34 protein-coding genes and 1 pseudogene are annotated in these 25,320 nt (G+C 66.7%); 24 read left to right on the top strand and 11 right to left on the bottom strand.

All coding sequences use genetic code 11. The features are described from left to right. Window positions 1–35: 35 nt before the first annotated feature. The 5 genes and pseudogenes from def (HNS34_RS11475) (at window position 36) to HNS34_RS20730 (ending at window position 2,118) form a co-directional block, all read left to right on the top strand. Window positions 36–560 (top strand): peptide deformylase, encoded by a 525-nt coding sequence (gene def / locus HNS34_RS11475; protein ID WP_172320210.1) that lies wholly within the window; start codon window positions 36–38, stop codon window positions 558–560. Further along, window positions 557–1,048 carry a peptide deformylase gene (locus HNS34_RS11470; protein ID WP_172320209.1) on the top strand — a complete coding sequence of 164 codons (492 nt, stop codon included), beginning with the start codon at window positions 557–559 and terminating at the stop codon, window positions 1,046–1,048. Before def (HNS34_RS11475) ends, HNS34_RS11470 begins: the two co-directional genes overlap by 4 nt. Next, complete coding sequence (def, locus tag HNS34_RS11465) at window positions 1,027–1,521, top strand: peptide deformylase (RefSeq protein WP_172320208.1); 495 nt, start codon at window positions 1,027–1,029, stop codon at window positions 1,519–1,521. Before HNS34_RS11470 ends, def (HNS34_RS11465) begins: the two co-directional genes overlap by 22 nt. Window positions 1,522–1,567: 46 nt before the next feature. Further along, window positions 1,568–1,840 (top strand): annotated as a pseudogene (locus HNS34_RS20735) (GFA family protein); the annotation flags it as partial. A 59-nt stretch (window positions 1,841–1,899) separates the two neighbouring features. Beyond that, entirely contained in the window at window positions 1,900–2,118 is a 219-nt protein-coding gene (locus HNS34_RS20730) for a hypothetical protein (protein WP_235952718.1), read from the top strand. Window positions 2,119–2,121: 3 nt separating this feature from the next. Here HNS34_RS20730 and HNS34_RS11455 read toward each other — a convergent pair whose 3' ends face one another. After that, window positions 2,122–2,592, bottom strand: a complete 471-nt coding sequence (locus HNS34_RS11455; protein ID WP_172320207.1) for an SRPBCC family protein — start codon at window positions 2,590–2,592, stop codon at window positions 2,122–2,124. After that, entirely contained in the window at window positions 2,570–2,929 is a 360-nt protein-coding gene (locus HNS34_RS11450) for an ArsR/SmtB family transcription factor (protein WP_172320206.1), read from the bottom strand. The genes HNS34_RS11455 and HNS34_RS11450 overlap by 23 nt, the downstream gene beginning before the upstream one ends. 219 nt (window positions 2,930–3,148) lie before the next feature. On the opposite strand from HNS34_RS11450, the gene fmt reads away from it, so the two are divergent. From fmt to HNS34_RS11435, 3 genes are read left to right on the top strand one after another with little or no spacing between them, the layout of a single operon-like run. Then, the gene (gene fmt, locus HNS34_RS11445; RefSeq protein WP_172320205.1) at window positions 3,149–4,060 is read left to right on the top strand and encodes a methionyl-tRNA formyltransferase; all 912 of its coding nucleotides are present in this window, start codon (window positions 3,149–3,151) and stop codon (window positions 4,058–4,060) included. Then, window positions 4,060–4,326: a hypothetical protein gene (locus HNS34_RS11440; RefSeq protein ID WP_172320204.1), complete on the top strand. Its 267-nt coding sequence runs from the start codon at window positions 4,060–4,062 to the stop codon at window positions 4,324–4,326. The genes fmt and HNS34_RS11440 overlap by 1 nt, the downstream gene beginning before the upstream one ends. Window positions 4,327–4,330: 4 nt before the next feature. Then, window positions 4,331–4,570 carry a GlsB/YeaQ/YmgE family stress response membrane protein gene (locus HNS34_RS11435; RefSeq protein ID WP_172320203.1) on the top strand — a complete coding sequence of 80 codons (240 nt, stop codon included), beginning with the start codon at window positions 4,331–4,333 and terminating at the stop codon, window positions 4,568–4,570. On the opposite strand, the gene HNS34_RS11430 is transcribed toward HNS34_RS11435, so the two are convergent. From HNS34_RS11430 to ispH, 6 genes are all read right to left on the bottom strand, one after another. Next, the gene (locus tag HNS34_RS11430) at window positions 4,571–5,191 is read right to left on the bottom strand and encodes a trimeric intracellular cation channel family protein (protein ID WP_172320202.1); all 621 of its coding nucleotides are present in this window, start codon (window positions 5,189–5,191) and stop codon (window positions 4,571–4,573) included. It lies immediately after the preceding gene. An 84-nt stretch (window positions 5,192–5,275) separates the two neighbouring features. Beyond that, entirely contained in the window at window positions 5,276–5,731 is a 456-nt protein-coding gene (gene rnhA, locus HNS34_RS11425) for a ribonuclease HI (protein WP_172320201.1), read from the bottom strand. Further along, entirely contained in the window at window positions 5,731–6,174 is a 444-nt protein-coding gene (locus tag HNS34_RS11420; RefSeq protein WP_172320200.1) for a DUF3429 domain-containing protein, read from the bottom strand. Before HNS34_RS11420 ends, rnhA begins: the two co-directional genes overlap by 1 nt. 63 nt (window positions 6,175–6,237) lie before the next feature. Further along, window positions 6,238–6,828, bottom strand: a complete 591-nt coding sequence (locus HNS34_RS11415; protein WP_172320199.1) for a class I SAM-dependent DNA methyltransferase — start codon at window positions 6,826–6,828, stop codon at window positions 6,238–6,240. Between the two features lies 1 nt (window position 6,829). After that, window positions 6,830–7,021 carry a hypothetical protein gene (locus HNS34_RS11410; RefSeq protein WP_172320198.1) on the bottom strand — a complete coding sequence of 64 codons (192 nt, stop codon included), beginning with the start codon at window positions 7,019–7,021 and terminating at the stop codon, window positions 6,830–6,832. A gap of 308 nt (window positions 7,022–7,329) precedes the next feature. After that, window positions 7,330–8,277, bottom strand: a complete 948-nt coding sequence (gene ispH / locus HNS34_RS11405; RefSeq protein WP_172320197.1) for a 4-hydroxy-3-methylbut-2-enyl diphosphate reductase — start codon at window positions 8,275–8,277, stop codon at window positions 7,330–7,332. Window positions 8,278–8,539: 262 nt separating this feature from the next. On the opposite strand from ispH, the gene HNS34_RS11400 reads away from it, so the two are divergent. Then, window positions 8,540–9,187 (top strand): class I SAM-dependent methyltransferase, encoded by a 648-nt coding sequence (locus HNS34_RS11400; RefSeq protein WP_172320196.1) that lies wholly within the window; start codon window positions 8,540–8,542, stop codon window positions 9,185–9,187. Window positions 9,188–9,194: 7 nt separating this feature from the next. On the opposite strand, the gene HNS34_RS11395 is transcribed toward HNS34_RS11400, so the two are convergent. Continuing rightward, entirely contained in the window at window positions 9,195–9,770 is a 576-nt protein-coding gene (locus HNS34_RS11395; protein WP_172320195.1) for a LabA-like NYN domain-containing protein, read from the bottom strand. Between the two features lie 391 nt (window positions 9,771–10,161). Between HNS34_RS11395 and rpoZ the strand changes: the two genes are divergently transcribed. From rpoZ to rnc, 9 genes are read left to right on the top strand one after another with little or no spacing between them, the layout of a single operon-like run. Then, complete coding sequence (rpoZ, locus tag HNS34_RS11390) at window positions 10,162–10,515, top strand: DNA-directed RNA polymerase subunit omega (protein WP_172320194.1); 354 nt, start codon at window positions 10,162–10,164, stop codon at window positions 10,513–10,515. 26 nt (window positions 10,516–10,541) lie between these two features. Further along, window positions 10,542–12,662, top strand: coding sequence for a RelA/SpoT family protein (locus HNS34_RS11385; RefSeq protein ID WP_172320193.1), 2,121 nt, complete (start codon window positions 10,542–10,544; stop codon window positions 12,660–12,662). A 36-nt stretch (window positions 12,663–12,698) separates the two neighbouring features. After that, window positions 12,699–13,373 carry a DUF2062 domain-containing protein gene (locus tag HNS34_RS11380; RefSeq protein WP_172320192.1) on the top strand — a complete coding sequence of 225 codons (675 nt, stop codon included), beginning with the start codon at window positions 12,699–12,701 and terminating at the stop codon, window positions 13,371–13,373. Window positions 13,374–13,389: 16 nt separating this feature from the next. Further along, window positions 13,390–14,133 carry a pyridoxine 5'-phosphate synthase gene (locus HNS34_RS11375; protein WP_172320191.1) on the top strand — a complete coding sequence of 248 codons (744 nt, stop codon included), beginning with the start codon at window positions 13,390–13,392 and terminating at the stop codon, window positions 14,131–14,133. Beyond that, window positions 14,130–14,630, top strand: a complete 501-nt coding sequence (locus HNS34_RS11370; RefSeq protein ID WP_172320190.1) for a hypothetical protein — start codon at window positions 14,130–14,132, stop codon at window positions 14,628–14,630. The genes HNS34_RS11375 and HNS34_RS11370 overlap by 4 nt, the downstream gene beginning before the upstream one ends. Window positions 14,631–14,668: 38 nt before the next feature. Further along, window positions 14,669–15,160 (top strand): hypothetical protein, encoded by a 492-nt coding sequence (locus HNS34_RS11365; RefSeq protein ID WP_172320189.1) that lies wholly within the window; start codon window positions 14,669–14,671, stop codon window positions 15,158–15,160. Continuing rightward, window positions 15,157–15,606, top strand: coding sequence for a holo-ACP synthase (gene acpS / locus HNS34_RS11360; protein WP_172320188.1), 450 nt, complete (start codon window positions 15,157–15,159; stop codon window positions 15,604–15,606). The genes HNS34_RS11365 and acpS overlap by 4 nt, the downstream gene beginning before the upstream one ends. A 60-nt stretch (window positions 15,607–15,666) precedes the next feature. Then, the gene (gene lepB / locus HNS34_RS11355; RefSeq protein ID WP_172320187.1) at window positions 15,667–16,455 is read left to right on the top strand and encodes a signal peptidase I; all 789 of its coding nucleotides are present in this window, start codon (window positions 15,667–15,669) and stop codon (window positions 16,453–16,455) included. Beyond that, the gene (gene rnc, locus HNS34_RS11350) at window positions 16,452–17,144 is read left to right on the top strand and encodes a ribonuclease III (RefSeq protein ID WP_172320186.1); all 693 of its coding nucleotides are present in this window, start codon (window positions 16,452–16,454) and stop codon (window positions 17,142–17,144) included. Before lepB ends, rnc begins: the two co-directional genes overlap by 4 nt. Window positions 17,145–17,183: 39 nt before the next feature. On the opposite strand, the gene HNS34_RS11345 is transcribed toward rnc, so the two are convergent. Further along, window positions 17,184–18,602 carry a hypothetical protein gene (locus HNS34_RS11345; RefSeq protein WP_172320185.1) on the bottom strand — a complete coding sequence of 473 codons (1,419 nt, stop codon included), beginning with the start codon at window positions 18,600–18,602 and terminating at the stop codon, window positions 17,184–17,186. A 143-nt stretch (window positions 18,603–18,745) separates the two neighbouring features. Between HNS34_RS11345 and era the strand changes: the two genes are divergently transcribed. The 4 genes from era to HNS34_RS11325 all read left to right on the top strand — a co-directional run bounded on the left by era (window position 18,746) and on the right by HNS34_RS11325 (window position 21,316). Beyond that, window positions 18,746–19,651 (top strand): GTPase Era, encoded by a 906-nt coding sequence (gene era / locus HNS34_RS11340; RefSeq protein WP_172320184.1) that lies wholly within the window; start codon window positions 18,746–18,748, stop codon window positions 19,649–19,651. Window positions 19,652–19,654: 3 nt separating this feature from the next. Further along, the gene (locus HNS34_RS11335) at window positions 19,655–19,981 is read left to right on the top strand and encodes a DUF1491 family protein (protein ID WP_172320183.1); all 327 of its coding nucleotides are present in this window, start codon (window positions 19,655–19,657) and stop codon (window positions 19,979–19,981) included. Between the two features lie 144 nt (window positions 19,982–20,125). Beyond that, the gene (recO, locus tag HNS34_RS11330) at window positions 20,126–20,851 is read left to right on the top strand and encodes a DNA repair protein RecO (RefSeq protein WP_172320182.1); all 726 of its coding nucleotides are present in this window, start codon (window positions 20,126–20,128) and stop codon (window positions 20,849–20,851) included. Between the two features lie 198 nt (window positions 20,852–21,049). Continuing rightward, window positions 21,050–21,316, top strand: coding sequence for a glucose-6-phosphate isomerase (locus HNS34_RS11325; RefSeq protein WP_172320181.1), 267 nt, complete (start codon window positions 21,050–21,052; stop codon window positions 21,314–21,316). A 166-nt stretch (window positions 21,317–21,482) separates the two neighbouring features. On the opposite strand, the gene HNS34_RS11320 is transcribed toward HNS34_RS11325, so the two are convergent. Then, window positions 21,483–23,171 (bottom strand): acyl-CoA dehydrogenase family protein, encoded by a 1,689-nt coding sequence (locus tag HNS34_RS11320; protein ID WP_172320180.1) that lies wholly within the window; start codon window positions 23,169–23,171, stop codon window positions 21,483–21,485. A 296-nt stretch (window positions 23,172–23,467) separates the two neighbouring features. Here HNS34_RS11320 and HNS34_RS11315 point away from each other — a divergent pair, with 296 nt between their 5' ends. Both HNS34_RS11315 and HNS34_RS11310 read left to right on the top strand, forming a co-directional pair. Further along, window positions 23,468–24,229 carry a sulfite exporter TauE/SafE family protein gene (locus HNS34_RS11315; RefSeq protein ID WP_172320179.1) on the top strand — a complete coding sequence of 254 codons (762 nt, stop codon included), beginning with the start codon at window positions 23,468–23,470 and terminating at the stop codon, window positions 24,227–24,229. A 9-nt stretch (window positions 24,230–24,238) separates the two neighbouring features. Next, entirely contained in the window at window positions 24,239–25,297 is a 1,059-nt protein-coding gene (locus tag HNS34_RS11310; RefSeq protein ID WP_214647471.1) for a TauD/TfdA family dioxygenase, read from the top strand. The last annotated feature ends 23 nt before the right edge of the window (window positions 25,298–25,320 follow it).

The raw sequence follows: 25,320 nt of genomic DNA, 5'->3' as shown, positions 1-25,320 counted from the left end.
TGCGGGAGCGCGCCCGATCGCTTATCTCAACGGCCATGTTACGCCCGATCCTGATCCATCCCGACCCGCGCCTGAAGAAACCGGCCTCGCCCGTCGTCGATCTGTCCGACGAATTGCGGGTGCTGGCCTCGGACATGCTGGAAACCATGTATGACGCGCCGGGCATCGGTCTGGCCGCGCCGCAGGTGGGCGTGCTGGACCGGCTGATCGTGCTGGATTGCGAGAAGGAGGAGGGGGCCACGCCGCGCCCCCTGGCGATGTTCAACCCCGAGGTGATCGCCACCTCGGACGAGACCAGCGTTTACGAGGAAGGGTGCCTGTCGATTCCCGATATCTACGCCGAGGTGACGCGCCCCGCCGAGGTCGAGGTGGCCTGGATGGACGCGGACGGCCGCGCGCATCAGGAGGTCTTCACCGGCCTCTGGGCGACCTGCGTGCAGCATGAGATCGACCACCTGGCGGGCAAGCTCTTCATCGACTACCTCAAGCCGCTCAAGCGCCAGATGATCACCCGCAAGATGGTCAAGCTGAAGCGTGAACGCGCGCGGGAGAAGGCATGAGCGTGCTGGAGATCCTGCGCTGGCCCGATCCGCGCCTGAGCCAGGACTGCACGCCGGTCGAGGGCGAGGTGGGCGAGTTGGCGCAGGACATGCTGGACACGATGTATGACGCCAGGGGCCGCGGGCTGGCGGCGCCGCAGGTGGGCCGGATGATCCGCATGTTCGTGATGGATGTGACCTGGAAAGAGGCCGCGCCAAACCCGATGGTGGCGATCAACCCGCGCATCTCGGTGGAGTATAACCGCTTTGTCCTGGGCGAGGAGGCCTGCCTGTCGATCCCCGGTGTCAGCGCCGAGATCGCCCGACCGCCGCGCGCGACGATGCAATGGACCGATCTGGATGGCGCGCGCCAGTCCGAGGTTCTGACCGGCGCCGCCGCGCGGGTGGCGCTGCACGAGATGGACCACCTGAACGGAATCGTCATCTTCGACCGGCTGGATGCCGACCGCCGCGCTGGAGGCGGAATATGCCGGTTAGGCCCTTCGTGATGTGGCCGGACAGGCGATTGCGCATGCCCGCCGCGAAGGTGGAGGAGATCACCGACGAGACCCGCGCGATCTGGGCCGACATGGTCGAGACGATGGACGCGATGCCGGGTGTGGGGCTTGCCGCGCCGCAGATCGGCGTGATGCAGGCGCTGGCCGTGGTCGATGCCTCGGACGCGCGCGGCAAGGCGGTGAAACTGGCCAATCCGCGCGTGCTGCACGCCTCGGTCGAGTTCCGACCGCATGAGGAGGCGAGCCCGAACCTGCCCGGATTGTCCGCGCTCATTGCCCGCCCCCGCGCGGTGACGGTGGCCTATCTGGACGAGGAGGGGGCAGAGGTGGAGAAGGATTTCGTCGGGCTTTGGGCCACGTCGGTGCAGCACCAGATCGACCATCTGGCGGGGCGGATGTATTTCGACCGCCTCAGCAAGACCCGCCGCGACATGCTGCTGAAGAAGGCGCGGAAGCGGGGCTGATTACCGCCGTTGAAATCCGCGCGGAGTCTGGCAAGCTGGCCTGTGAATGACGGAGGGTGGCCAGGTGTCGGAAACACAGCTTCAATGCGCCTGCGGGGCGATGCGGGCCGAGGTGACGGGCCGCCCGATCGCGGTCACGGAATGTCTGTGCGACAGTTGCCGCGAGGCGGCCGAGCGGATGGCGCGGCTGTCCGGCGCGCGCTCGATCGTGACGGAGATCGGTGGCACGATCTGCGTCGAATACCGCAAGGATCGGGTGGAGTTCCTGTCGGGGCATGAGAACCTCAAGGCGTTCCGGCTGACGCCCAAATCCGGCACGCGCCGGGTGATTGCCACCTGCTGCAACACGCCCGTCTTCATCGAGGCGAAAGGCGGTCATTGGCTGAGCCTCTATGGCGGGCTGTGGCCGGAGGGGCGCACCCGCCGGTTCAGTTGCGCACCATGGTGGGCGATCTGCCCGAGGGGACGGAGTTGCCCGATGACGTGCCGAACCGGAAGGGCCATTCGGCGGGGTTCATGGGCAGGCTGTTCCTGGCCTGGGCCGCGATGGGGTTCCGCAATCCGAAGCTGACGGTGAACGAGGGGCTGGATGTCTGAGGATCAGCGGGAAAGGCCCTGCGCGTAGGCCTCCAGTTGATCCGCGACCGTGCCCCATCCGTCGTGAAACCCCATATCCTCATGGCTCTGGCGCGCCTCGGATGAGCGGTGGCGCGCGATGGCGGTGTAGGAGGTGGCCCCGTCGCCCGCATCCTCCAGCAGCAGGATCGCGGTCATGAACGGGTCGGGGGCGGGTTTCCAGCCTTCCGAATAGGCATCGGTGAAGACCAGCTTTTCCCGCGGCACGATCTCGAGGTAGACGCCCGTGTTGTCCATCACGTTGCCATCGACATCGAAGGTGGTGTTGAACCGCCCGCCGACGCGCAGGTCGATCTCGCAGCCCGTGACCTTGTGCGGGCGGGGGACGAAGAAATGCGGGATATGGTCGGGGCTGGTCCAGCACTCCCAGATCAGGGCGCGGGGGGCCTTGAGGGTGCGGGTCAGTTTCAGGTCAGTCTTGGGATCGAGGTCCATCTGTTCGCTCCTGCGTCAGGTTGGTGACGTAATCGTCGAACTGGTCCAGCCGGGTCTCCCACAGGGCGCGCTGTTCGCTGAGCCAGTCCTGCGCGGGGCGCAGGGCATCTGGCGTCAGGCTGTAGCTGCGCACGCGGCCCTGTTTGTCGCTGGTGACCAGCCCCGCGGCCTCCAGCTTGCGCAGATGCGCGAGGAAGGAGGGCAGCGCCATGTCATGCGGTGCCGCCAATTCGCTGGTGCTGGCCGGGCCTCGGGCCAGGCGCGACAGGATAGCGCGTCTTGTCGGGTCACCGAGGGCGGTGAAATACCGGTCCAGTTGCTCGTCATACTTAGCCATATGGCTAGGTAACATGAGCGATATGGGCTGTGCAAGAGAAAACCTAGCCATGTGGCTAAATATTGCCGAGAGGATCGCGCGGTGCGGGGCACGCCGCGTCGACGCGGCGTTTGCGACGCGCCGTCGACGGCGCGTGTTCGCGTCCGGCCCGAAATCCGATGGTCCCGGCGCACGCGCTGCGGTAGATCGGGGCAGGCACAGCGACAAGGACAGGTTTCGATGCGGATCACATTCATGGGCAGCCCCGATTTCTCGGTCCCCGTGCTGGATGCGCTGGTCGGGGCGGGGCACGAGATCGCCGCCGTCTATTGCCAGCCGCCGCGCCCCGCAGGACGGGGCAAGCAGGAAAGGCCCACCCCGGTGCAGGCGCGGGCCGAGGCGCTTGGGCTTGCGGTGCGCCACCCCGCCAGCCTGAAAACGGCCGAGGCGCAGGCGGCCTTCGCCGCGCTGGAGGCCGATGTCGCGGTGGTGGTGGCCTATGGCCTGATCCTGCCGCAAGCCGTGCTGGACGCGCCTGCGCGGGGCTGCCTCAATATCCACGCCAGCCTGCTTCCCCGCTGGCGCGGAGCCGCGCCCATTCATCGCGCGATCATGGCGGGGGACGAAAAAACCGGGGTGTGCATCATGGCGATGGAGGCGGGGCTGGATACCGGGCCGGTGCTGCTGTGCCGGGAAACCGATATCGGGCCGGAGGAGACCACCGCGCGCCTGCATGACCGGTTGAGCGCGATGGGGGCCGAGGCGATTGTCGCAGCGCTGGCGCGGCTGGATGAATTGGTGCCGGTGCCGCAACCGGAAAAGGGCGTCACCTATGCCGCCAAGATCGACAAGGCCGAGGCGCGGATCGACTGGACGCGGCCCGCGCTGGAGGTCGACCGCCAGATCCGGGGGCTCTCGCCCTTTCCGGGGGCCTGGACGACATTGAACGGCAAGCGCCTCAAGCTGCTGGCCAGCCGCGTCGTGGCGGGCGAAGGGCGCCCTGGCGAGGTTCTGCACGGGCTGACCCTTGCCTGCGGCGGCGGCGCGGTGCAGGTTGACGAGGTGCAGGTCGAGGGGCGCGGGCGGCAGGATGCGCAGAGCTTCCTGCGCGGGACGACCCTGCCGCAGGGCACCATATTGGGAGAGACCTGATGGGATTTTTCGCCTTTTTCGGATCGCTGATGATCGGCGGTATCATCGGCGTTCTGTTCGAGAGGTGGGGGATTACCCGCAACGGCATCCTCCCCTCGGTGATCATCGCGCTCGGGGCGGTGATCCTCCTCTTCATGATCCGGGTGATGTTCCGCCTGTCCTTCGGCTCGCCGGGGCTGGATGCGATCATCGGGGCCTCGGCGGCGCTGGTGCTGATCCCGGTGGGCAACCTGCGCCTGGGGCGGCGGCGCGGGCGGCGGCGCTGATCCGATGGTGGTGCTCTATCTCATCATCGTGGGCGCGGCGGCGGGCTACCTGGCAACGCGCGTGATGCGGCTGGAGGCGAATGTGCTGACCACGGTGGCCATCGGCATCCTCGGCGCGATCATCGGCGGGCTGGTCCTGCGGTTCCTGCTGTCCGTCTTCGGCATGTTCGCGGGCTTCCTTGGCGCCTTCCTGGGCGCGGTGTTCCTGATCTGGGCCTGGCGAACCTATATCCAGCGGCGCTGATCACTGACGTGGCGGACGCGCGCGGTAGACCGGCAGGCACCAGCCGAAATGGATCGAGCCTGCGCGCAAGGTGAAACAGGCCGCGATACTGGCCAGCGCCGGGGCCAGCGGATAGGTCGTGACGCTTGCCGCGATGAGCGCCGCACCCGCCCCCGCGAAGGCGGCGGTGACGTAGAGCTCGCCCTGTTTCAGGACCAGCGGCACCTCGTTGCAGACCACGTCGCGCATGAGACCGCCAAACGTGCCGGTCGCGACCCCCATGACCAGGACGACAGGCGCGGAATGATCGAGCGCCATGGCCGCACTGGCCCCGGCGGCGACCGCGACCGAAAGCGCGGCTGCGTCGAGCCACAGCAGCACCCGGTAGCGGCTTTCGAAGCGATGCGCGGTGAAAAACACCACCAGCGCCGCGCCGCAGGCGATGGCCAGGTGGGTCGGATCGGCGATCCAGAAGACCGGGTTGCGGTCCAGCAGCACGTCGCGGATGGTGCCGCCGCCCACGGCGGTCAGGCAGGCGATGAAGAAGAACCCGACGATATCGAGCTGCGCGCGGCTTGCCACCAGCGCGCCGGAGAGGGCGAAGATCAGGACGGAGGCATAGTCGAGGATCGGTGGGGTCATATTTGTCCTGTGCCAGGTTCGAAACCGCGTGGACGCGCCGTCGACGGCGCGGATCTGCGCTGCGCCGCCGCAGCGCTGTCCCGGTCACCCCGGTTTGAACGGGGCCATGCCGGCGCGGGCCAGTTCGTCGGCGCGTTCGTTCTCGGGGTGTCCGGCATGACCCTTGACCCATTCCCAGGTCACGTCATGGCGGGCCTGCGCCGCTTCCAGCCGCTGCCACAGGTCGACATTCTTGACCGGCTTCTTCGCCGAGGTCTTCCAGCCGTTGCGCTTCCAGCCGTGGATCCATTGCGTCACGCCGTTCTTCACATAGGCGCTGTCGGTGACGATGGTGATGGCGGAGGGCCGGGTCAGGCTTTCGAGCGCCGAGATCGCCGCCAGCAGCTCCATCCGGTTGTTGGTGGTTTCGGCCTCGCCGCCCTTGAGGTCGCGCTCTTTCGCCACGCGATCGCCCTCGCGCGCGATCAGCAGCGCGCCCCACCCGCCGGGGCCGGGATTTCCTGAACAGGCCCCGTCCGTATAGGCGAAAAGCTCGGCCATCAGAGCACCAGATCGACCGAGAGCGCGAGGCCGACGATCACCGTCAGAGCCACCCGCAGATGCATCCACCAAGGCGGCGCCAACCCCTTGCGCCAGAACTGCCAGTCGAGCGCCAGCAGCCCAAGGAAACCCACGATCAGCGCCGCGCCCGCGCGTTCGGCGCCGCCGCCGGTGGTGAAGAAGGCCCAGAGGGCAGGCAGGACCGAGAGGGCGTAGCCGCTCCAGCCGGTTCCCCGCGTTGCAAATCCCCAGAGGACGCCGGACATGAAGGCCAGGATGATCGCGCCGTAGAAGACCTGGATATAGGGTCCGATGAAGCGGGGCCCGAGGGCGCTGCGGCCCCAGGCGGCCAGATCGGGCAAGGCCACTGTCAACGCGCCCCAGAGGAAGGGGATCAGCCCGGCAAGGCCGAGCAGGAGGGCGGGGCGGGGAATGGTCTGCATCGGGGGCCTCATATGGCGGGGTCCGGCCCTTTTGGCGTCCGCGCGCGCGAAGGGCAACCCGGCTTACGACCTGCGCGCGGTGATCAGGACAAAAGCATCGACAGTTCCGGCCAGCCCCGCGCCTTCACCGGTGACGGCCTCGGTCACGCTGAAGCCCGCATCGGCAAGGGCGGCGCGCAGCTCGGCCTCGGAATAGAGGCTGTAGAAGCGGCCCAGGTCGTCGCGGATCTCGCCCTGTCCCAGTTTCATGCCGAGGAAGAAGATGCCGCCGGGACGCAACGCGCGGTGGCAGGCAGCCAGGTGCCGGGGGAAATCGGCTTTCGCGGCGTGGAGCAGGCTGAAGCTGGCCCAGATGGCATCAAACGCGGCGGCGGCGTCGAGATCGTCGAACCGGGCGAGATGCGCATCGACGCCGCGCGCCCGTGCGGCCTCGACAAAGGCGGGCGTGGCGTCATGGGCGGTGACGGTGAAACCCTCGGCCATCATCTGGCCTGCGTGCAGCCCCGGCCCGCAGCCGAGATCGAGGATATGGGCCCCGGGGGCAAGCCGGGCGAGAAAGCCCGCCAGCGCCGCGTCCTGGGTATTCGAGGGCGGGATCTTGTTATATTCCGCCGCGCGGGCGGCATAGACGTCGAGCGTTTCGCGATCGGCCATGTCAGGCGCGCTCCATCGCGGGGCGGATTGCGATGCGGGGGCCGGGATCACGGGTCTTGCGCAGGGTGACGGCGGATGCGCCGCCCGGGCGCAAGGCTCCGGTAGCCAGCCCGGGCAGGTGGGCCATGCCGGTCCGTTTCGCCAGGTCGCGCGCCGGGATCAGGGCGACGATTGGGAACTGGGCGGAGATCATGGGGCAGGGGCCTTTGCCGCGTGTGACAGGCAAAGCATCGTGGACTTTGCCGCCCGAGGCAAGCGCCAGCGTTCTCGACGCAACGTGGTGGCGGTCCGGCTCGGGCCCCCTGCCGGGAGCCGTCGTCGGGCCGCATTGCCATGGACTGGACGCAGGCGGCGGTGCCACGATGTCCAGGGCGACCCTGCGCCGTCGCGGCGGAGACAGGTACTTGGACGAAAAAGAGGGGGGGGTGATCTGTCAGGTGATCCGGCGGATCGGCTGGAAGGCAGGCCGCGGCGGTTGGGTCGCGGTGTGCGGCCCCGCGCTCAGGCCGGTTCGCGCAGCACGCGGGGCACCTTGAATTCCACGTTCTCGACCGCCGTTTCGACATATTCAAGGGTCACATCGAACCGGGCGCGGCAGGCCTCGATGACTTCATTGACCAACACTTCGGGGGCTGAGGCTCCGGCGGTGACACCAAGCGCCGTGATCCCCTCAAGCGCGCGCCAGTCGATGTTTTCGGCCCGCTGCACCAGTTGGGAATAACCGCAGCCTGCCTTGGCCCCGACCTCGACCAGGCGGCGCGAATTGGACGAGTTGGGCGCGCCCACGACCAGGATCGCATCGGCCTTGGGGGCAATGGCCTTCACTGCCGCCTGCCGGTTGGTGGTGGCGTAGCAGATGTCTTCCTTGTGCGGGCCGATGATGGTGGGGAATTTCGCCTGCAGGGCGGCCACGATTTCCGCCGTGTCATCGACGCTGAGGGTGGTCTGGGTGATGAAGGCCAGTTTCCCGGGGTCGCGCGGAGTGAGGCGGGCCACATCCTCGGCGGTTTCGACCAGCAGCACCTCGCCTTCGGGCAATTGGCCCATGGTCCCGACGGTCTCGGGGTGGCCGGCATGGCCGATCATCACCATCTGCAGGCCGTTCGCGTGGTGGCGTTCGGCCTCGATATGGACCTTGGAGACCAGCGGGCAGGTGGCATCGACATAGACCATGTTGCGCGCCTCGGCCGCGGCCGGGACCGATTTGGCCACGCCATGCGCCGAGAAGATGACGGGCCGGTCATCAGGGCAATCGGCGAGCCGTTCGACAAAGATGGCGCCCTTGCCGCGCAGGTCGTCGACGACGAACTTGTTATGCACGATCTCGTGGCGCACATAGACCGGCGCGCCCCATTTCGCGAGCGCCATTTCGACGATCTTGATGGCGCGGTCGACACCGGCGCAGAAGCCGCGCGGGGCGGCGAGGTAGAGGGTGAGGGGCGGTTTCATGGCGTCTCTCCTGTCTGCCCCCGAGTTATGCGAGCGATGGCCCCACGTCCAGAGGCGGCGATCACGAAGCTGTCAGGTGACCCACCCGTGCCGGGGGGGGGGCGGGACGGAACAGGAATTGCAAGAGGGACCGGAGATGCGAATTTGGGATTGGGCGCGTTCCATCCTATATCGAGAGCATCTGGCCCGAGGAGGTGATCGAGGGTCACGATCAGACCGACGCGGACGATCTGGCCCGATGGGGAAGAGAAGGAAGAGTTGCATGGCGGGACATCGCAGGACTGGCGGGCAGACGCATTGGGAGGACCGCTATGACGGCACCCGCCCCGAGGAGTTGAGCTGGTTCGAGGCCCGCCCCGACCTGTCGCTTGACCTGATCACGGAACGGGTCGGCCCGGATGCGGGTGTGATCGACATCGGCGGCGGGGCGTCCCGGCTGGCCGATTGCCTGCTGGCGCGGGGCTATGTCGATGTCAGCGTGCTTGATATATCGACGACGGCACTGGCCAAGGCACAGGAGCGGATGGGCGGGCAGGCGGCGCAGGTCGCGTGGATTGCCGCCGATATCACGGCCTGGACCCCACCACGCCGCTATGATCTTTGGCACGACCGGGCGGTGTTTCATTTCCTGACCGACGCGGGCGGGCAGCGGGCCTACCTGGCGGCGATGGCCGAGGCGTTGCGCCCCGGCGGCCATGCGATCGTGATGAGTTTTGCCGAGGACGGGCCGGAAAGCTGTTCCGGCCTGCCGGTGCGCCGCTATGCGCCCGAGGAGATGGCCGAGACCTTGGCGGACCTCGTGCCGGGGGCGTTCCGGCCCGACGGGGCGGGCCGGTTCACCCATGTCACCCCGACCGGGGCCGAGCAACGGTTTCAATACAGCCTGTTCCGCCGTGAGCCGTCGGGCTGAGCGAGGCTCAGTTGTCCTCGGTCTCGTAATCGGCGCGGTCGGTGACGCGCGGTTCGCGGGGGGGCCTGCCCACCACGTCCTTCAACTCGTCCAGCTCGATGAAATTGTCGGCCTGGCGGCGCAGGTCGTCGGCGATCATCGGCGGCTGGCTGCGGATGGTTGAGACCACCGAGACGCGCACGCCCTTGCGTTGCAGCGCCTCGACCAGCGGCCGGAAATCGCCGTCGCCCGAGAACAGCACGATATGGTCGACATGCGGCGCGATCTCCATCGCGTCGACGGCCAGCTCGATATCCATGTTGCCCTTGACCTTGCGGCGGCCCTGGCTGTCGATGAATTCCTTGGCCGGCTTGGTGACCATGGTGAAGCCGTTATAGTGCAGCCAATCGACCAGCGGGCGAATCGGCGAATAGTCGTCATTCTCCAGCAGGGCCGTGTAGTAGAAGGCGCGCAGCAACTTGCCGCGCTGCATGAACTCCTTGCGCAGAAGCTTGTAGTCGATGTCGAAGGCCAGCGCCTTGGCGGCCGCGTAGAGGTTGGAGCCGTCGATGAACAACGCCAGCCTTTCGTCGCGATAAAACATGATATCCGTCCCGTGAGTGTAATGGCGTCAGCCGCAATTCCCGTGAATCTGAAATCGAATGGCAAAATAACCACGACCGACAATGCCCATGATAATAAGGTCTCGAAGTCAGTTTGCAACGCCCCGGCCCGGAGAAATCTGATCAAAATCCGCTGATTGCCGTAGCGTCAAATTCGGCTGCGATGGCAAGATTTCCGGAAAACCCCGCCACAGGCATGACTTAAGCGACGACAAGGCCGGGCGACGGCGCCGGTGCACGCCCCGCAATTGCGGCGAATTTTCGCGGATCGCCGCACCGCTTTCGGGGCAGGAAGGGCCTTGTCAATCCCCTTTGCGGTGGATAGATACAGGGCTTGCGTTTCTGGAAGCATCCAAACCTCGGAGATATCATATGGCCCGCGTGACGGTTGAAGATTGCGTTGACAAGGTTCCGAACCGGTTCGAACTGGTGATGCTCGCCGCCCATCGCGCGCGCGAGATCTCGGCAGGCTCGCCCCTGACCGTGGACCGCGACAATGACAAGAACCCCGTCGTCTCCCTGCGCGAGATCGCCGAGGAAACGCAGCAGGCCGATGACCTGCGCGAACGCCTGATCGAATCGAACCAGACCCAGATCGAGGTCGATGAGCCGGAAGAGGATGCGATGGCGCTTTTGCAGGGCGTCGAGGCCGACCGTCCGGTCAAGGACGACATGTCCGAAGAGCAGATGCTGCGCCAGCTGATGGAAGCGCAAGGCCAGCGTTGAGCCTCTGAACCGGGGGCAGGCCCGTCATGATTGATGTCGACGACCTGCTGAGCCTGGTGCGCAACTACAACCCGAAATGCAACGAGGCCCTGCTGCGCGGGGCCTATGCCTATGCCGACAGGATGCATGAGGGCCAGACCCGCGCCTCGGGCGAGCCCTATTTCACGCATCCCGTCGCGGTGGCCGCGATCCTGACCGAACAGCGGCTGGATGACGCGACCATTGCCACGGCCCTGCTGCATGACACGATCGAGGATACCAAGGGCACCTATTCCGAGGTCGAAAAGCTCTTTGGCCATGACGTGGCGGAACTGGTCGATGGCGTCACCAAGCTGACCAACCTGGAACTCAGCAGCCGCGAGACCAAGCAGGCCGAGAATTTCCGCAAGCTCTTCATGGCGATGTCCAAGGATCTGCGGGTGATCCTGGTCAAGCTGGCCGACCGGCTGCACAACATGCGCACCATCCGGCACATGCGCCAGGACAAGCAGGCCCAGAAGGCGCATGAGACGATGGATATCTATGCGCCGCTGGCGGGCCGCATGGGGATGCAGTGGATGCGGGACGAGCTGGAGGACCTGGCGTTTTCCGTGCTCAACCCCGATGCGCGCAAGTCGATCATGCGCCGGTTCGTGGTGCTGCAGAAGGAATCGGGCGATGTGATCCCCAAGATCACCGACGATATCGAGGCGGTGATGGAGAAACACGGCGTCACCGGCCAGGTCTTTGGCCGCGCGAAAAAGCCGTTCTCGATCTGGCGCAAGATGCAGCAGAAGGAGATGGCGTTCTCGCGCCTTTCGGACATCTACGGATTCCGCGTCATCACCGATACCGAGGATGATTGCTACCGCGTGCTTGGCGCGATCCACCAGCGCTGGCGCTCGGTGCCGGGGCGGTTCAAGGACTATATCAGCCAGCCCAAGACCAACGGCTACCGCTCGATCCACACCACGGTGTCGGGGCGCGACGGCAAGCGGGTCGAGGTGCAGATCCGCACCCGCCAGATGCACGAGGTCGCCGAAAGCGGCGTCGCGGCGCATTGGTCCTACAAGGATGGCGTGCGGGCGGTGAACCCGTTTGCGGTCGATCCGGCGAAATGGCTGGCCAGCCTCAGCGAACGCTTCGAGATGGCCGAGGATCACGACGAGTTCCTCGAACACGTCAAGATGGAGATGTATGCCGACCAGGTCTTCTGCTTCACCCCCAAGGGCGATGTGGTCAAGCTGCCCAAGGGCGCGACGCCGCTGGATTTCGCCTATGCGATCCACACCCGCATCGGCCATAGCTGCGTGGGTGCCAAGGTCGATGGCATCCGCGTGCCGCTCTGGACCCGGCTGAAGAACGGCCAGTCGGTCGAGATCATCACCGCCGAGGGGCAGAGCCCGCAGGCCACCTGGATCGACATTGTCGCCACAGGCCGCGCCAAGGCCGCGATCCGGCGCCTGCTGCGCGAAGAGGACCGGGGGCGCTATATTCGCCTGGGGCAGGAACTGGCGCGCGTGGCGTTCGAGCATGTCGGCAAGAAGGCCACCGAGAAGGCGCTGAAGACCGCGGCCCGGACGATGAGCCTGCCCGATGGCGACGAGCTTCTGGCGCGGATCGGGGCGACCGAGATTTCCGCGCGCGAGGTTGTCGCCACGCTCTACCCCGAACTGGTGCGCGCCCGCGACGAGGAGGAGGGCGTGAAACGCGCCGTCATCGGCCTGCCGGGCGGGGCCGAGGTCAACCGTGCGCAATGCTGCCAGCCGGTGCCCGGCGAACGCATCGTCGGCGTTCCCTACAAGGGGCGCGGGCCGATCCTGCATGCCATCGATTGCCCCGCGCTGGCCGATCTGGACGCGATGGCCGATGACTGGATCGACGTGCACTGGACCGAAGGCCGCCATGCCGCAGTGCATAATGTCACGATCAATATCACCATGAGCAATGATAAGGGTGTGCTGGGACGTATCTGCACATTGATCGGCGAGCAGAACGCCAATATCTCGGACCTGCACTTCATTGACAGAAAACCGGACTTTTTCCGCCTGCTTGTCGATATAGAGGTGCGGGACGCCGAACACCTGTTCGCCGTGATGATGGCCGTCGAGGCCGATAGTGATGTTGCCACGCTGGAGCGGTTCCGGGATCTGGACCGGCGCCCCTGACAGGCGGGCCAAGAGGATTTGGAGGGCGGACACCCCATGGTGTTCAAACGCCGAGACGCACGCCCCTTGCCGGAGGTGCTCAAGCATTGGGTCTACCCGCGCGGCGGGTGGGGACGGGCGATCCGCTATATCCGCCACCGGCTGCACCGCCTTCCGGGCACGCCCGAAAGCATCGCGCGGGGGGTCTTTGCCGGGGCCTTCGTCGTGTTCACGCCCTTCTACGGCCTGCATTTCGTCCTGGCCGCGATCCTGGCCCGCCTGATGCGCGGCAATATCCTGGCGGCCCTCCTGTCCACCTTCATCGGCAACCCGCTGACCTATGTGCCGATCGCACTGATCTCGCTCGAAACGGGGCATTTCCTGCTGGGGGGGCCGGGCACCGGGGGCCGGATCGGGCAGGGTTTGGGCCAGGCCTTTGCGGGCGCGTGGAGCGATCTGCAACACAACGTCCTGACGATCTTTGTCGGCGGCGAGGCGAATTGGGACGAATTATACGCCTTCTACGACGCGGTGTTCTTCCCCTTCATGATCGGCTCGATCATCCCCGGCATCATCAGCGGGCTGATCTGCTACTACCTGTCGGTGCCGGTGATCCGGGCCTATCAGCAGCGCCGTATTGCCAAGCTGCGCGCGAAGGTAGAGAAACTCAAGGCGCAGGCGCAGGCGCAGGCGCAGGCGGAACGGGGGGGCGACGCGCGCCCCCCGTCATGAAAAGGGAGCGTGCTTCATGACCCAACTTCCCCGGCTCGGGGTGAATATCGACCATGTCGCCACAGTGCGCAACGCGCGTGGCGGGGACACGCCCGACCCGGTGCGCGCCGCGCTTCTGGCCGAGGAGGCCGGGGCCGACGGCATCACCGCGCATCTGCGCGAGGACCGGCGCCATATCTCGGACGAGGATATCGACCGGCTGATCTCGGCGCTGCGGGTGCCGCTGAATTTCGAGATGGCCGCCACCGAAGAGATGCAGGCGATTGCCCTGCGCCACAGGCCGCACGCCGTCTGCATCGTGCCGGAAAAGCGCGAGGAGCGGACGACCGAGGGGGGGTTGGAGGTCGCGCGCGAGGAAAACAGGCTGGCGCATTTCATCGCGCCCCTGCGCGAGGCCGGTTGCCGGGTGTCCATCTTCATCGCCGCCGCGCGCGCCCAGATCGAGGCCGCCCACCGGATCGGCGCGGAGGTGATCGAACTGCATACCGGCGCCTATTGCGACGCCCATCACGAGGGGCGGCTGGACGACCGGAACCGCGAATTGCAGGCCCTGCGCGAGATGTCCGCTTTCGCCCATTCCCTGGGCCTAGAGGTCCATGCCGGTCACGGGCTGACCTATGACACGGTCGCGCCGGTCGCGGCGTTTCCCGAGGTGCGGGAGCTCAATATCGGGCATTTCCTGATCGGCGAGGCGATCTTCCGGGGGCTTGCCCCCGCGATGACGGAAATGCAGCGCATCATCGCAGAGGCGCGGGCGTGAAGGCGGCGCTGCTCCTCGCGGTGCTCCTCGCCGCTGGTCCGGCGGCGGCGCAGGTGGTGGGCGATTGCGATGGCCCTGCGGCGGGGGCGCAGCATGTCTATGCGCCGTTCGAGGCGACGATCCGCGATTTTGCAGGCGGCGCGATCCGTGTCACGGCGCTGGACGAAGGGCCGGACGCGCGCGGCTCGGGCATGATGAACCGGGGCGCCTATCACTTGATGGTCACGATCCGGCGCGAGGATGGCGCGGTGACGGACTGCGCCCTGGTCTCGGCGCGCGAGGGCGAGGGGTTCTTCGGGATGCGGACGGGCGAGATCGCGGCGTCGGAAGATGCAGGGATCACGGTGATCAACCTGCCGGTCGACGAGGTTCTTGGCGGCGATATGCTGGTCGCACGCACGCTTTACCTGGGCGTCGATCCGGGCGCGGGCACGGTTCAGGCCGCCTATGAGGCCCCTGTGGATCCGGCAGCGCCGGACAGGGAAGAGACGAAATAGGCCGCGCCGGGACGCGTGGCACGATGGAAGGTGGTCGAATGAAAAACCTTGCTCTGGTTCTTGGCCTTTGCACGGCCCTCACGGCAGCGCCCGCCAGCGCGCAATCCACCCGTGATTGCGACACCTTCGAGGCCAATGCCCGCAACATCTACCCGCCCTATGAGGAAACCATCCGCCATTTTGCCAACGGCGATATCCGGCTGATCGCGCTGGATGTGGGGGAACCGGCGGCGGCGGCGTTTCACCTGATGGTGACGCATCCGGCAGGCGATGAGCCTTTCCCCGCCTGCACGCTGATCTCGTCGCGGGGCACCCTCGGCTATGCGGGCCTGTGGATGGACCGTGTCACGGCGGAGTATGATCCGTCGGTCGGGTTGGTCGTTACGCTTCCGGCACAGGTGTTCGACGGGACGGATTTTCGTCTGGTGGAGCTGAGCCTGACCGTCAATCAGGCGGCGGGCACTGTCACGGCAAGCGCGGTCGTGACCGATACGCTCGAACCGCTTCTTGCTCCGGCGGGAACGAAATGATCCTGGGCATCGGCACCGACCTGGCCAATATCGAGCGCATCGAGGGCACTCTGGCGCGTTTCGGCGACCGCTTTCGCAACCGCGTCTTTACCGACCGCGAACAGGCCCGCGCCGCGCGCACGCAGGCCCCCGCCGCCAGCTATGCCAAGCGATGGGCGGCGAAGGAGGCGTGCTCCAAGGCGCTTGGCACCGGGCTGCGGATGGGAATCGCCTGGAAGGACATGGCCGTGACCAATCTGCGCACCGGCCAGCCGGTCATGAATGTGACGGGGTGGGCGCGCGAGAGGCTGGCCGAGATGACGCCCGAGGGGATGGAGGCCGTGATCCATGTCAGCCTGACCGATGACCACCCCTGGGCGCAGGCCTTCGTGGTGATCTACGCCATGCCCGAGGGGACGGGGTGGCAGCCGCTGCCGCCGACGCCTCCGGGCCGGTCGCTCGCTTGACTCCGCGCGCGGCAGGTAGCATGTCGAACCCCTCAAGGCGCATGATAAAGGCAGGATGACATGGCAGCAGCAGCCAAGAAGAAGGACGGCATCTGGGAAACCGTGAAAACGGTGGTCTATGCGCTTCTGATCGCGGGGGTGTTCCGCACGCTTTTCTTTCAACCCTTCTGGATCCCGTCGGGCTCGATGAAGGACACGCTGCTGATCGGCGATTTCCTCTTCGTCAACAAGATGGCCTATGGCTATTCGCGCTATTCCTGCCCCTTCGCGATGTGCCCCTTCTCGGGCCGCATCTGGGGCGCCGAGCCCGAACGCGGCGACGTGATCGTGTTCCGCCACCCCACCCAGAACACCGACTTCATCAAGCGCGTCGTGGGCCTGCCGGGCGATTCCATCCAGATGCGCAACGGCGTGCTCTACGTCAATGGCCAGGCGGCGACGCTGGAGCCCGAGGAACCCTTCGTCGAGGTCTACGATTACCAGGGTCCGCAGCGCAATCTGCCGCTTTGTTCCAACCGGCCCGTGGGGCTTGGCGGCGAATGTGAGCATGAGCGCTTTACCGAGACCCTGCCCGGCGGAGTGGAGCATTCGGTGCTGAATGCGGGCGATGGCCTGCAGAACGACAACACCGCCGTCTTTGTCGTGCCCGAGGGCCAGTATTTCGTGATGGGCGACAATCGCGACAATTCCTCCGACAGCCGGGTGCCGCGCACGCGGGGCGGGGTGGGTTTCGTGCCTTACGAGAACATCATCGGGCGCGCCGACCGGATTATGTTCTCCTCGGCGGGCGAACGCATGGTCTATTTCTGGACCTGGCGCGGCGATCGGTTCTTCCGGGCGGTGGAGTGAAGCTTTCCGCCGATATCCGCGCCTTTTGCGACCGGTTGGGATACGGGTTCAAAGACCCTGAATTGCTGATCCGGGCGCTGACGCATGGCTCGCTGTCGTCCGAGACGCGGCCCGACAATCAGCGGCTGGAGTTCCTGGGCGACCGGGTGTTGGGCCTGGTGATGGCCGAGGCCGTGCTGGCGCATGACCCCACCGCGCCCGAGGGGCGGCTGGCGCCGCGCTTCAACGCGCTGGTGCGCAAGGAGACCTGCGCCGATGTCGCCCGCCAGATCGACCTGGGCGCGGTGCTGAAGCTGGGCAAATCCGAGATGAAGACAGGCGGGCGGCGCAAGGAGGCGCTGCTTGGCGACGCGATGGAGGCGGTGATTGCCGCCGTCTATCGCGATGGAGGATATGAGGACGCGCGCGGGGTGATCCTGCGCCTCTGGGGCGAGCGCATCGCCAAGGTCGAGGACGACGCGCGCGACGCCAAGACAGCCTTGCAGGAATGGGCGCAGGCGCGCGGCGAGAGCCCGCCGGTCTATGCCGAGCTGGGCCGCTCGGGCCCCGATCACGCGCCGGTCTTCACGGTCGAGGCACGGATGCAATCGGGCGCGGCGGCACGGTCCGAGGCGCGGTCCAAGCGGCAGGCGGAACAGGCGGCGGCGCGGGCGCTGCTGGACCGGCTCGCGGCCGAAAAATCTTCTTGAAGATATTTGCCGCTGACGGGGCTTGCAGGAAGCTGGTTATTAGGTCGCGTCCGCGAGGGCCTGGAGTGCGTCGCGCAGGATGACGAACTGGCCCAGGCTGGTATACTGCTCGGCGGCGGTCAGGGCGGCCGACAAGGTTGCCAGCGCTTCGGACGGTCGGCCGGCCTGGAACTGGGCGCGCGCAATGTAGACCAGTGACGAACCGTCGCCGAGGGGGTGGCGGGACTGCTGTGCCAGACTCAGAGCGTTTGCTAGGAATTCATCGGCGGTGATGTCTCGCCCGGCGCGCCGCAGTCCGCGTGAGATCGTGACCAATGCTTGCGACTGCAAGGCCAGCGTGTCGCTTTCGGCGGCCAGCCGCAGGGCCGTGCTGAAAGTGGCAAGCGCCAGCCGTTCCCGACCCAACAGGTCCATTTCGGCGGCGATATCGGCCAGCAACCCGGCATGTTTCATGTCCGTGGACAGAACCGCGATGGCCTGTAACCCGTCCATTGCGGCCTCCAGCCCGAGATGGGGCAGGACATCGACCAGCCAGAGCAGTCTTGCGATCGTATCCACCGTGATCTCGGCGGTTTCCATCTCGGCGATAATGCCCTCCGCCAGCTGCGCGGCGCGATCGCCTTCGCCTGCCTCGGCCAGTGCGGGCAGCAGGCGCAGCGTGGCGATATCGCGCAGATACGCGGTGCCGAGACGCTGCCGCAGGTCCAGGGCGGCATCTGTCTGGCCGCGTTCGATGAGTGCCTCGGCCAGCGCGATGACGGTATTCAGGCTCGGCTCGCTGTTGCCGGGTGGTCCCAGCAGGTCAATCGCCGCGTCGACCTGACCGGCCTGCACCAGCGTAACCACGAACCCTTCGACGGACAGGGGCGCGGTGAGAGTCGGGTCGTCGCGCAGTTGCAGCAACGCGGCCAGGGCGGCCCTGAACCGGTCCGGATCGGCCAGGTAGGGGGCCATGTCGTTCAGGGTCTCAACGCGAGCCTCGGCGCCGGGGATCGCGAGTGCCATGTTCAGCGCCCGATCGGATGCTCCGATTTGTGCAAACACCGTGGCGAGAGCGGCGCGGAGCGGAGCATGTGCGACGGGGTCGCCTGTGCTGTCCAACTGACCCGCCACTTCGTTGGCGAGACGCGTTGCGAGTGTGACGTCACCGGTCCCCGCCGCCGACCCGGCCAGTTCCGTCAGCATCCGGGCCCGGACCTCCGGATCGGGTTGCAACCGGGCGAGGGCTTCGGCCTCGGTTTGGGCCCCCGCACGAGGCAGGGAGTGCATGAAGGCAAGCAGGAGCCGCTGCCTGTAGTCGTCATGCTGAATGGCGATCGCCATTTCGGTTGCGCGCGCAATCAGCGCCCGGCGCGCGGGGTCGTCGGCGGATTGGGCGCTGGCCGTCAGCGTTGAGCCGAGGGCCATGAACGCGACCAGGGCGGCGCTGGTGAATAGGTGGCGAAGGGCGTGTGGCATGGGATAACCTGGGTTCGAGGGTGCCGGGACCTGCGGCATCCATGGGTCGGCCGACGGGCCGGTGTCGTTCAAAGATACCACGCCTAGCCAGCGGACCCGAAATAGGCTATGGCCGCGGACGCCTTGAAAGACTGGATGATCGGATGACCACACGCGCGGGCTTTGTCGCCCTGATCGGTGAGCCCAATGCGGGCAAATCCACGCTTCTCAACCGGATGGTGGGGGCCAAGGTCTCGATCGTGACCCACAAGGTGCAGACCACCCGCGCCCGCATTCGCGGCGTTGCGATCGAGGGCGAGAGCCAGATCGTCTTTGTCGACACGCCGGGCCTCTTCCGGCCGCGCCGCAGGCTGGACCGGGCGATGGTGGCGGCGGCCTGGTCGGGGGCGGCGGATGCCGATGTGGTCGTGCTTCTGATCGAGGCGCATCGCGGCGTCACCGAAGGGGTCGAGGCCATCCTGGAGGGGCTGAAGGAGCGCGCGCAAGGATCGCGCGTGGCGCTGGCCATCAACAAGATCGACCGGGTGCAGGCCGAAGTGCTGCTGAAGCTGACGCAAGCGATGAACGAGCGTTTCACCTTCGAGGAGACCTTCCTGATCTCGGCCGAGAAGGGGCATGGGGTGGACGACCTGCGCGCCTGGCTGGCGGGCGCGGTGCCGCAGGGGCCCTGGCTCTACCCCGAGGACCAGATCGCCGACCTGCCGATGCGCATGATCGCCGCCGAGATTACCCGCGAAAAGCTGCTCTTGCGGCTGCACCAGGAGCTTCCCTACCAGTTGACGGTCGAGACGGAAGGCTGGGAAGAACGCAAGGACGGGTCGGTCAAGATCGACCAGATCGTCTATGTCATCCGCGACGGCCACAAGGGCATCTTGCTTGGCCGCAAGGGCGAGACGATCAAGGCCGTGGGCCGCGCCGCGCGCGAGGAGCTGGAGGGGTTCCTGGGCCACAAGGTACATCTCTTCCTGCAGGTGAAGGTCCGCCCCGGCTGGCTGGACGAGGCCGAGCGCTATTCGGAGATGGGCCTCGACATCCGCGACGGTGGCTGAGCCATGCGCCTGACCGCCGAGTTCTGGGTCAAGGCCTACCTGACGCGGCTGCGACTGGCCGATATTCCGGGCTTCGTGGTGGCGCATGGCGATGACACTGGCGGCGCGGTTCTGATCAAGGTCAGTACGCTGGACGGGCAGGCGCGGCTGATGCAGCGCAGTTTCGACCTGATGAGCGGCGAACGGGCCTGGGTGGAACTGGCGGCGGGCGATGAGGCCGAGGTGGATGCCTCGGTGGCGCGGCAGCGGGCCTTCGATCCCGACCTCTGGGTGATCGAGGTCGAGGACCGGGCCGGGCGGGATCTGCTGGATGAGCCGGGGTTGAGTTGAGAGCGGTGTCGCCGCTGACGCGTCGATCCGCGCGCCCTGACGGGCGCGGTGTCTGTGATCATCCTGGTCAGTATCGCTGTTCCGGTTGGTCGGATTGGAGTATTTGGACCAAGAAGATGGGCAGGGCGCAGGAGATGGCAGGTCATGGAATGGCGTGAAAACGGCGTCTTGCTGGCGGTGCGGCGGCACGGCGAGAACGCTGCGATCATCGAGGTGTTTACCCGCGCCCATGGCCGTCACGCGGGCGTCGTGCGCGGCGGGGCGGGGCGGCGGATGGGGCCCGTTCTGCAACCCGGCGCGCAACTGGACCTGACCTGGCGGGCGCGGCTGGAGGATCACCTCGGCGCGTTCGGCGTGGAGCCCGTGGCGGCGCGGGCGGCCAGTGTCCTGGAGGATCGGCTTGCGCTGGCGGGCTTGAGCGCGGTCTGCGCCCTGTTGAGCTTTACCTTGCCCGAGCGCGAGGCCCATGCGGCGCTCTATGACCGGTCGGTCGCGTTGCTGGATGCGCTTGGGGCCGACGGGTGGGCAAGGGCCTATCTGCGGTGGGAACTGGCCCTGCTCGATGAGATGGGCTTTGGCCTCGACCTTTCCCGATGCGCCCTGACCGGGCGGCGCGACGGGCTGGCCTATATCTCGCCGCGCACGGGTCGGGCGGTGCACCCGGAGGCGGCGGGCGAGTGGGCCGACCGGCTTCTGCCCTTGCCCGACAGCCTGCGGCCGGGCGGTGGCGAGGGCGGGGATGTCCTGGGCGGATTGCAGGTTACTGGGCATTTCCTGGCGGATCACCTGGCCCCGGCCCTGGGCGATCGCAGTTTGCCCGCCGCGCGCGCCCGGTTCGTGGACCTGCTGGCGCGTCAGCGCGGGGTGTGAGCGCAGGCCGGCAGGAGGGGCCCCGGAGACCTCGGCCAGCGCCATCCGTTCCGGGAGCGCCAGGCTGGTGGCGTCCCCGATGCGGCAAGGTCCCGCCACGCGCAAGGGGGGACGGGAACAATTCAGGACATATGGGCGTTGGCTGTTAGACTGACCTCGTGACCCGAAGAACCTGTCCATCATGGGAAGGAGTTTGACATGAAGAAATATCTGGCAATTTCTGCCTGCGTCATTGCGCTGGCCGGTGCGTCCTGCACCACCAGCGAGCAACAGATCTACACGGGCGCGGGTGTCGGGGCGGCGGGCGGCTTCCTGCTGTCCGAACTGCTCGACACCAATGCCGGGTGGGCCATTGGCCTGTCGCTGGCCGGTGCCGCCATTGGTGCAGAGGTCGCGCGCAACAGCCAGACCGGCGAATGCGCCTACAAGCGGGCCGATGGCGGGGTGGACATCCGCCCCTGCTGATGCGTTCCGACGGATCGAACATGGACATGCCCGGCACCGGATGCCGGGCGTTTTCGTGTCCGGGTGATCCCAACAATCGCCACGCGATCACCACGCGATCACCCGGGGCCTGGATCTCGGCGTGCCGCCGGTCCGAAACCCTCCACTGGAGGCTTTCGCGCGTGGCTCAGCCCAATAGCCTTCTCGCGATTACCTGGGCCTGGATCTCGGCGGCACCCTCGAAGATGTTGAGGATACGGGCGTCGCAGAGCACGCGGGAGATCTTGTATTCCAGCGCGAATCCGTTGCCGCCATGGATCTGCAACCCGTTATCGGCGGCGGCCCAGGCCACGCGCGCGCCCAAGAGCTTGGCCATCCCGGCCTCGAGATCGCAACGCTTGTCATGGTCCTTCTGCCAGGCCGAGAAATAGGTCAACTGGCGGGCCACCATGATCTCGACCGCCATCATTGCCAGCTTGCCCGAGACGCGGGGGAAGGCGATCAGCGGTTTGCCGAATTGCTTGCGGTCCAGCGCGTATTGCATGGCGATGTCCAGCGCGCATTGGGCGACGCCGATGGCGCGGGCGGCGGTCTGGATGCGGGCGGACTCGAAGGTCTGCATCAATTGCTTGAAGCCCTGTCCGGTCTCGCCGCCCAGAAGGTTGCCATCGGCGACCTTGAAACCGTCGAAGCCAAGCTCGTATTCCTTCATGCCGCGATAGCCGAGAACCTCGATTTCGCCGCCGGTCATGCCGGGGGTCGGGAAGGGGTCGGCGTCACTGCCGGGGGTTTTTTCGGCGAGGAACATCGAGAGGCCGCGATGGTCGGTCGTGTCGGGATCGGTGCGCGCCAGAAGCGTCATCACATGGGTGCGCGCGGCATGGGTGATCCAGGTCTTGTTGCCGGTCACCTCCCATCCGTCATCGGTCTTGACGGCGCGGGTGCGCAGGCTGCCGAGGTCCGAGCCCGTGTTGGGTTCGGTGAAGACGGCCGTGGGCAGGATCTCGGCGCTGGCGATCTTGGGAAGCCACTGATTTTTCTGTTCTTCTGTGCCGCCGCAGAGGATCAGTTCCGCCGCGATCTCGGACCGGGTGCCGAGGGAACCGACGCCGATATAGCCGCGGCTGAGCTCTTCCGACACCACGACCATTGACGCCTTGGACAGGCCGAAGCCGCCAAACTCCTCGGGGATGGTCAGGCCGAAGACACCCATATCGGCCAGTTCCTCGATGATCTCCATCGGGATGAGCTCATCCTTGAGGTGCCAGTCATGGGCGTGGGGGTCCACTTTCTCGCGGGAGAAACGCAGGAACTGATCGCGGATCATCTCAAGCTCGTCGTCCAGGCCGGTCGCGCCGTAGGTGGCGGCACCGGGTTGATTTTGCATGAGATTTACCAGTTCTGTGCGCGCTGCTTGCGTGTTTCCGGCCTGGGTCAGCGTCATGATCTCGGGCGTCATCATCGCGCGCTGGTCGTCCTGGGTCAGGCCGATATCTTGCAGGCGCAGAATTTCGCCCTGGCTCATCGGAATACCGCCATAGATCTGCCACAGATACTCGCCGAAGGCGATCTGGTGCAGCAGGGCCTCCATCTCGCCGAACTGGTCCTCGGCGGTCAGTTTCCCGGCCCAGGCCTGCATCTGGCGCAGCGCCTCTACGTAAGTGGCAAGCCAGGCCAGCCCATGCGCGGCGCATTGGTTTTCCTCAAGTTTTGCGGCGGAAACGCGCCCCTCTGTGCTGACCGCCTCACGCACACGGGCGGTGGCCAGCGTCAGCAGATCCTCGAGCGGGCGGATCGCGGCGCCGGTGAGGCGCAGCAGGTCATCCAGAAGGGCGGCGGGGGCGGTTTCGGGCATGGGGGCTCCGTCATGGGGCATCGGGCAACTCCGTCTCTCGGGCTTTGGGCCGGGATAATCCTTTCGCAGGTGCAGCGCAAGATTAATTCGAAAGAGGGCCTGTTTCGGATCAAAAATGTCGCGTTGTGATCTGCGTCATGACCGCCATTTGCCCATGTCACCCCCCGTACACCCCCCGATGCACCCCCTGTACACCCCCCGCGGCACATTCGCCCGAATCCGCACCAGTCTTGCCCCCCGCGAAAAGGGGGTGCGGGCGCGGGGCGGACACGGTAGGGCTGGAGCGGTATCAGCGGCAAATTCCGGAGAGCTGCGCAATGTTCGATCTGGTCCCGGTCCCGGTCTTCGCGCTGGCGCTGGCCATCACCTTCCTGGGCGGTTTCGTCAAGGGCGCGGTCGGCTTTGCGCTGCCGCTGATCATGATGTCGGGGCTGGGCGCGATCCTGCCGCCCGAGGTCGCGCTGGCCGGTTTGATCCTGCCCGCCGTGGTCGCCAATTGCTGGCAGGCGTTCCGGCAGGGGCTTGGCGGGGCGCTGAACTCGATCCGGGGGCATTGGCCGTTCATCGTGATCGGCATGTCGGTGATGATGGTCAGCGCGCAGATCGTGCTGGACCTGCCGCAATGGCTGTTCTTTGCGCTGATCGGGGTGCCGATCTCTCTCTACTCGGCGCTGCAACTGATGGGCGTGCCGCTGCGCGTGGCCCCGCATCGCCGCCGCCTGGCCACCGTCCTTTTCGGGGCGGTCGGCGGGGTGATGGGCGGGTTCTCCGCGATCTGGGGGCCGCCGACCGTGGCCTACCTGACCTCGCTCGACGTGGAAAAGCGCGAGCATGTGCGGGTGCAGGGCATGGTCTATTTCCTGGGCGGCCTCGTGCTGTTGGCGGCGCATCTGCGGTCGGGCGTGCTGAACGCCGGGACGGTGCCGCTTTCGGCGACCCTTGTGCTCCCCGCCATGCTGGGCATGTGGGTCGGGCAGAGGATGAATGACCGCATGGACCGCGCGCAATTCCTGCGCATGACGCTGATGGTGCTGCTGATCGCGGGGCTCAACCTTGTGCGGCGGGCGTTTTTCGCATGAGATGCGCGCATGAGCATTGACCTGAGCGAATTGCCCGACCGCATCACCGGCCCCGGCGCGTGGGCGGGCCCCGAGATGGCCGCCGATCCCGAGCGCTGGCTGGCGACGCTTGCGCCTGAAGACATCGCGGAGCTTGAGGGCGCCGCCAGGCACTACCTGTCGCTGGGCCGCGATGTGGGAGAGATCACGGCGGCGGCGTTTCCGCTGCCCCGGTTCGGCGCGCATCTTGCGGCGTTGCGGGAGAAACTCCTGCATGGTGTCGGCGTCGAGGTTCTGCGCGGGTTGCCTGTCGCGGGCTACGATCAGCGCATGGCCGCCACGATCTTTTGCGGCGTCGGGGCGCATCTGGGCTCGGCAAGATCACAGAATGCGGCGGGGCATATCCTGGGCCATGTCCGCGATACCGGCGCGAAAGCCGATGATCCGAAGACGCGCATCTACCAGACCTCGGCGCGGCAGAGCTTTCACACCGACAGCGCCGATGTGGTCGGGCTTTTGTGCCTAAAGACGGCGCGGGAGGGGGGGACATCCCTGCTGGTCAGCGCCGAAAGCATCTATAATGTCATGCGCGCGCGCCGCCCGGACCTGCTGGTGCGGCTCTTCGATCCCATTGCGACCGACCGGCGCGGCGAGGTGCCGGAGGGGGCGAAGCCCTATATGGAGATCCCGCCGCTGAGTTGGCATGGGGGCAAGCTGACCGTGTTCTACCAGCGGCAATATATCGACTCTGCGCAGCGCTTCGAGGGGGCGATGCGGCTGACGCCTACCCATGTCGCGGCGCTGGACATGTTCGATGCGCTGGCCAACGATCCGGCGCTGCATTTCGAAATGCAGTTGCAGCCGGGCGACATGCAATTCGTCTACAACCACGCGCAGCTGCATGACCGGACCGGGTTCACGGACTGGCCCGACCCGAAGGATCGGCGGCACCTGCTTCGGCTGTGGCTGTCGCTGCCCGGTGATCGGGAGTTGCCGCCGGTCTTTGCCGAACGCTACGGATCGTTGGAGGTGGGCCAGCGCGGCGGCATCATCACGCCCGAGACGCGGTTGCACGCGCCGTTGGATTAGGAAGGCAGCGTGTCCACGCGATT

The organism is Alterinioella nitratireducens (assembly GCF_013155465.1).
GTDB lineage: Bacteria > Pseudomonadota > Alphaproteobacteria > Rhodobacterales > Rhodobacteraceae > Alterinioella > Alterinioella nitratireducens.
This window is presented reverse-complemented; position numbering and strand designations above follow the sequence as displayed.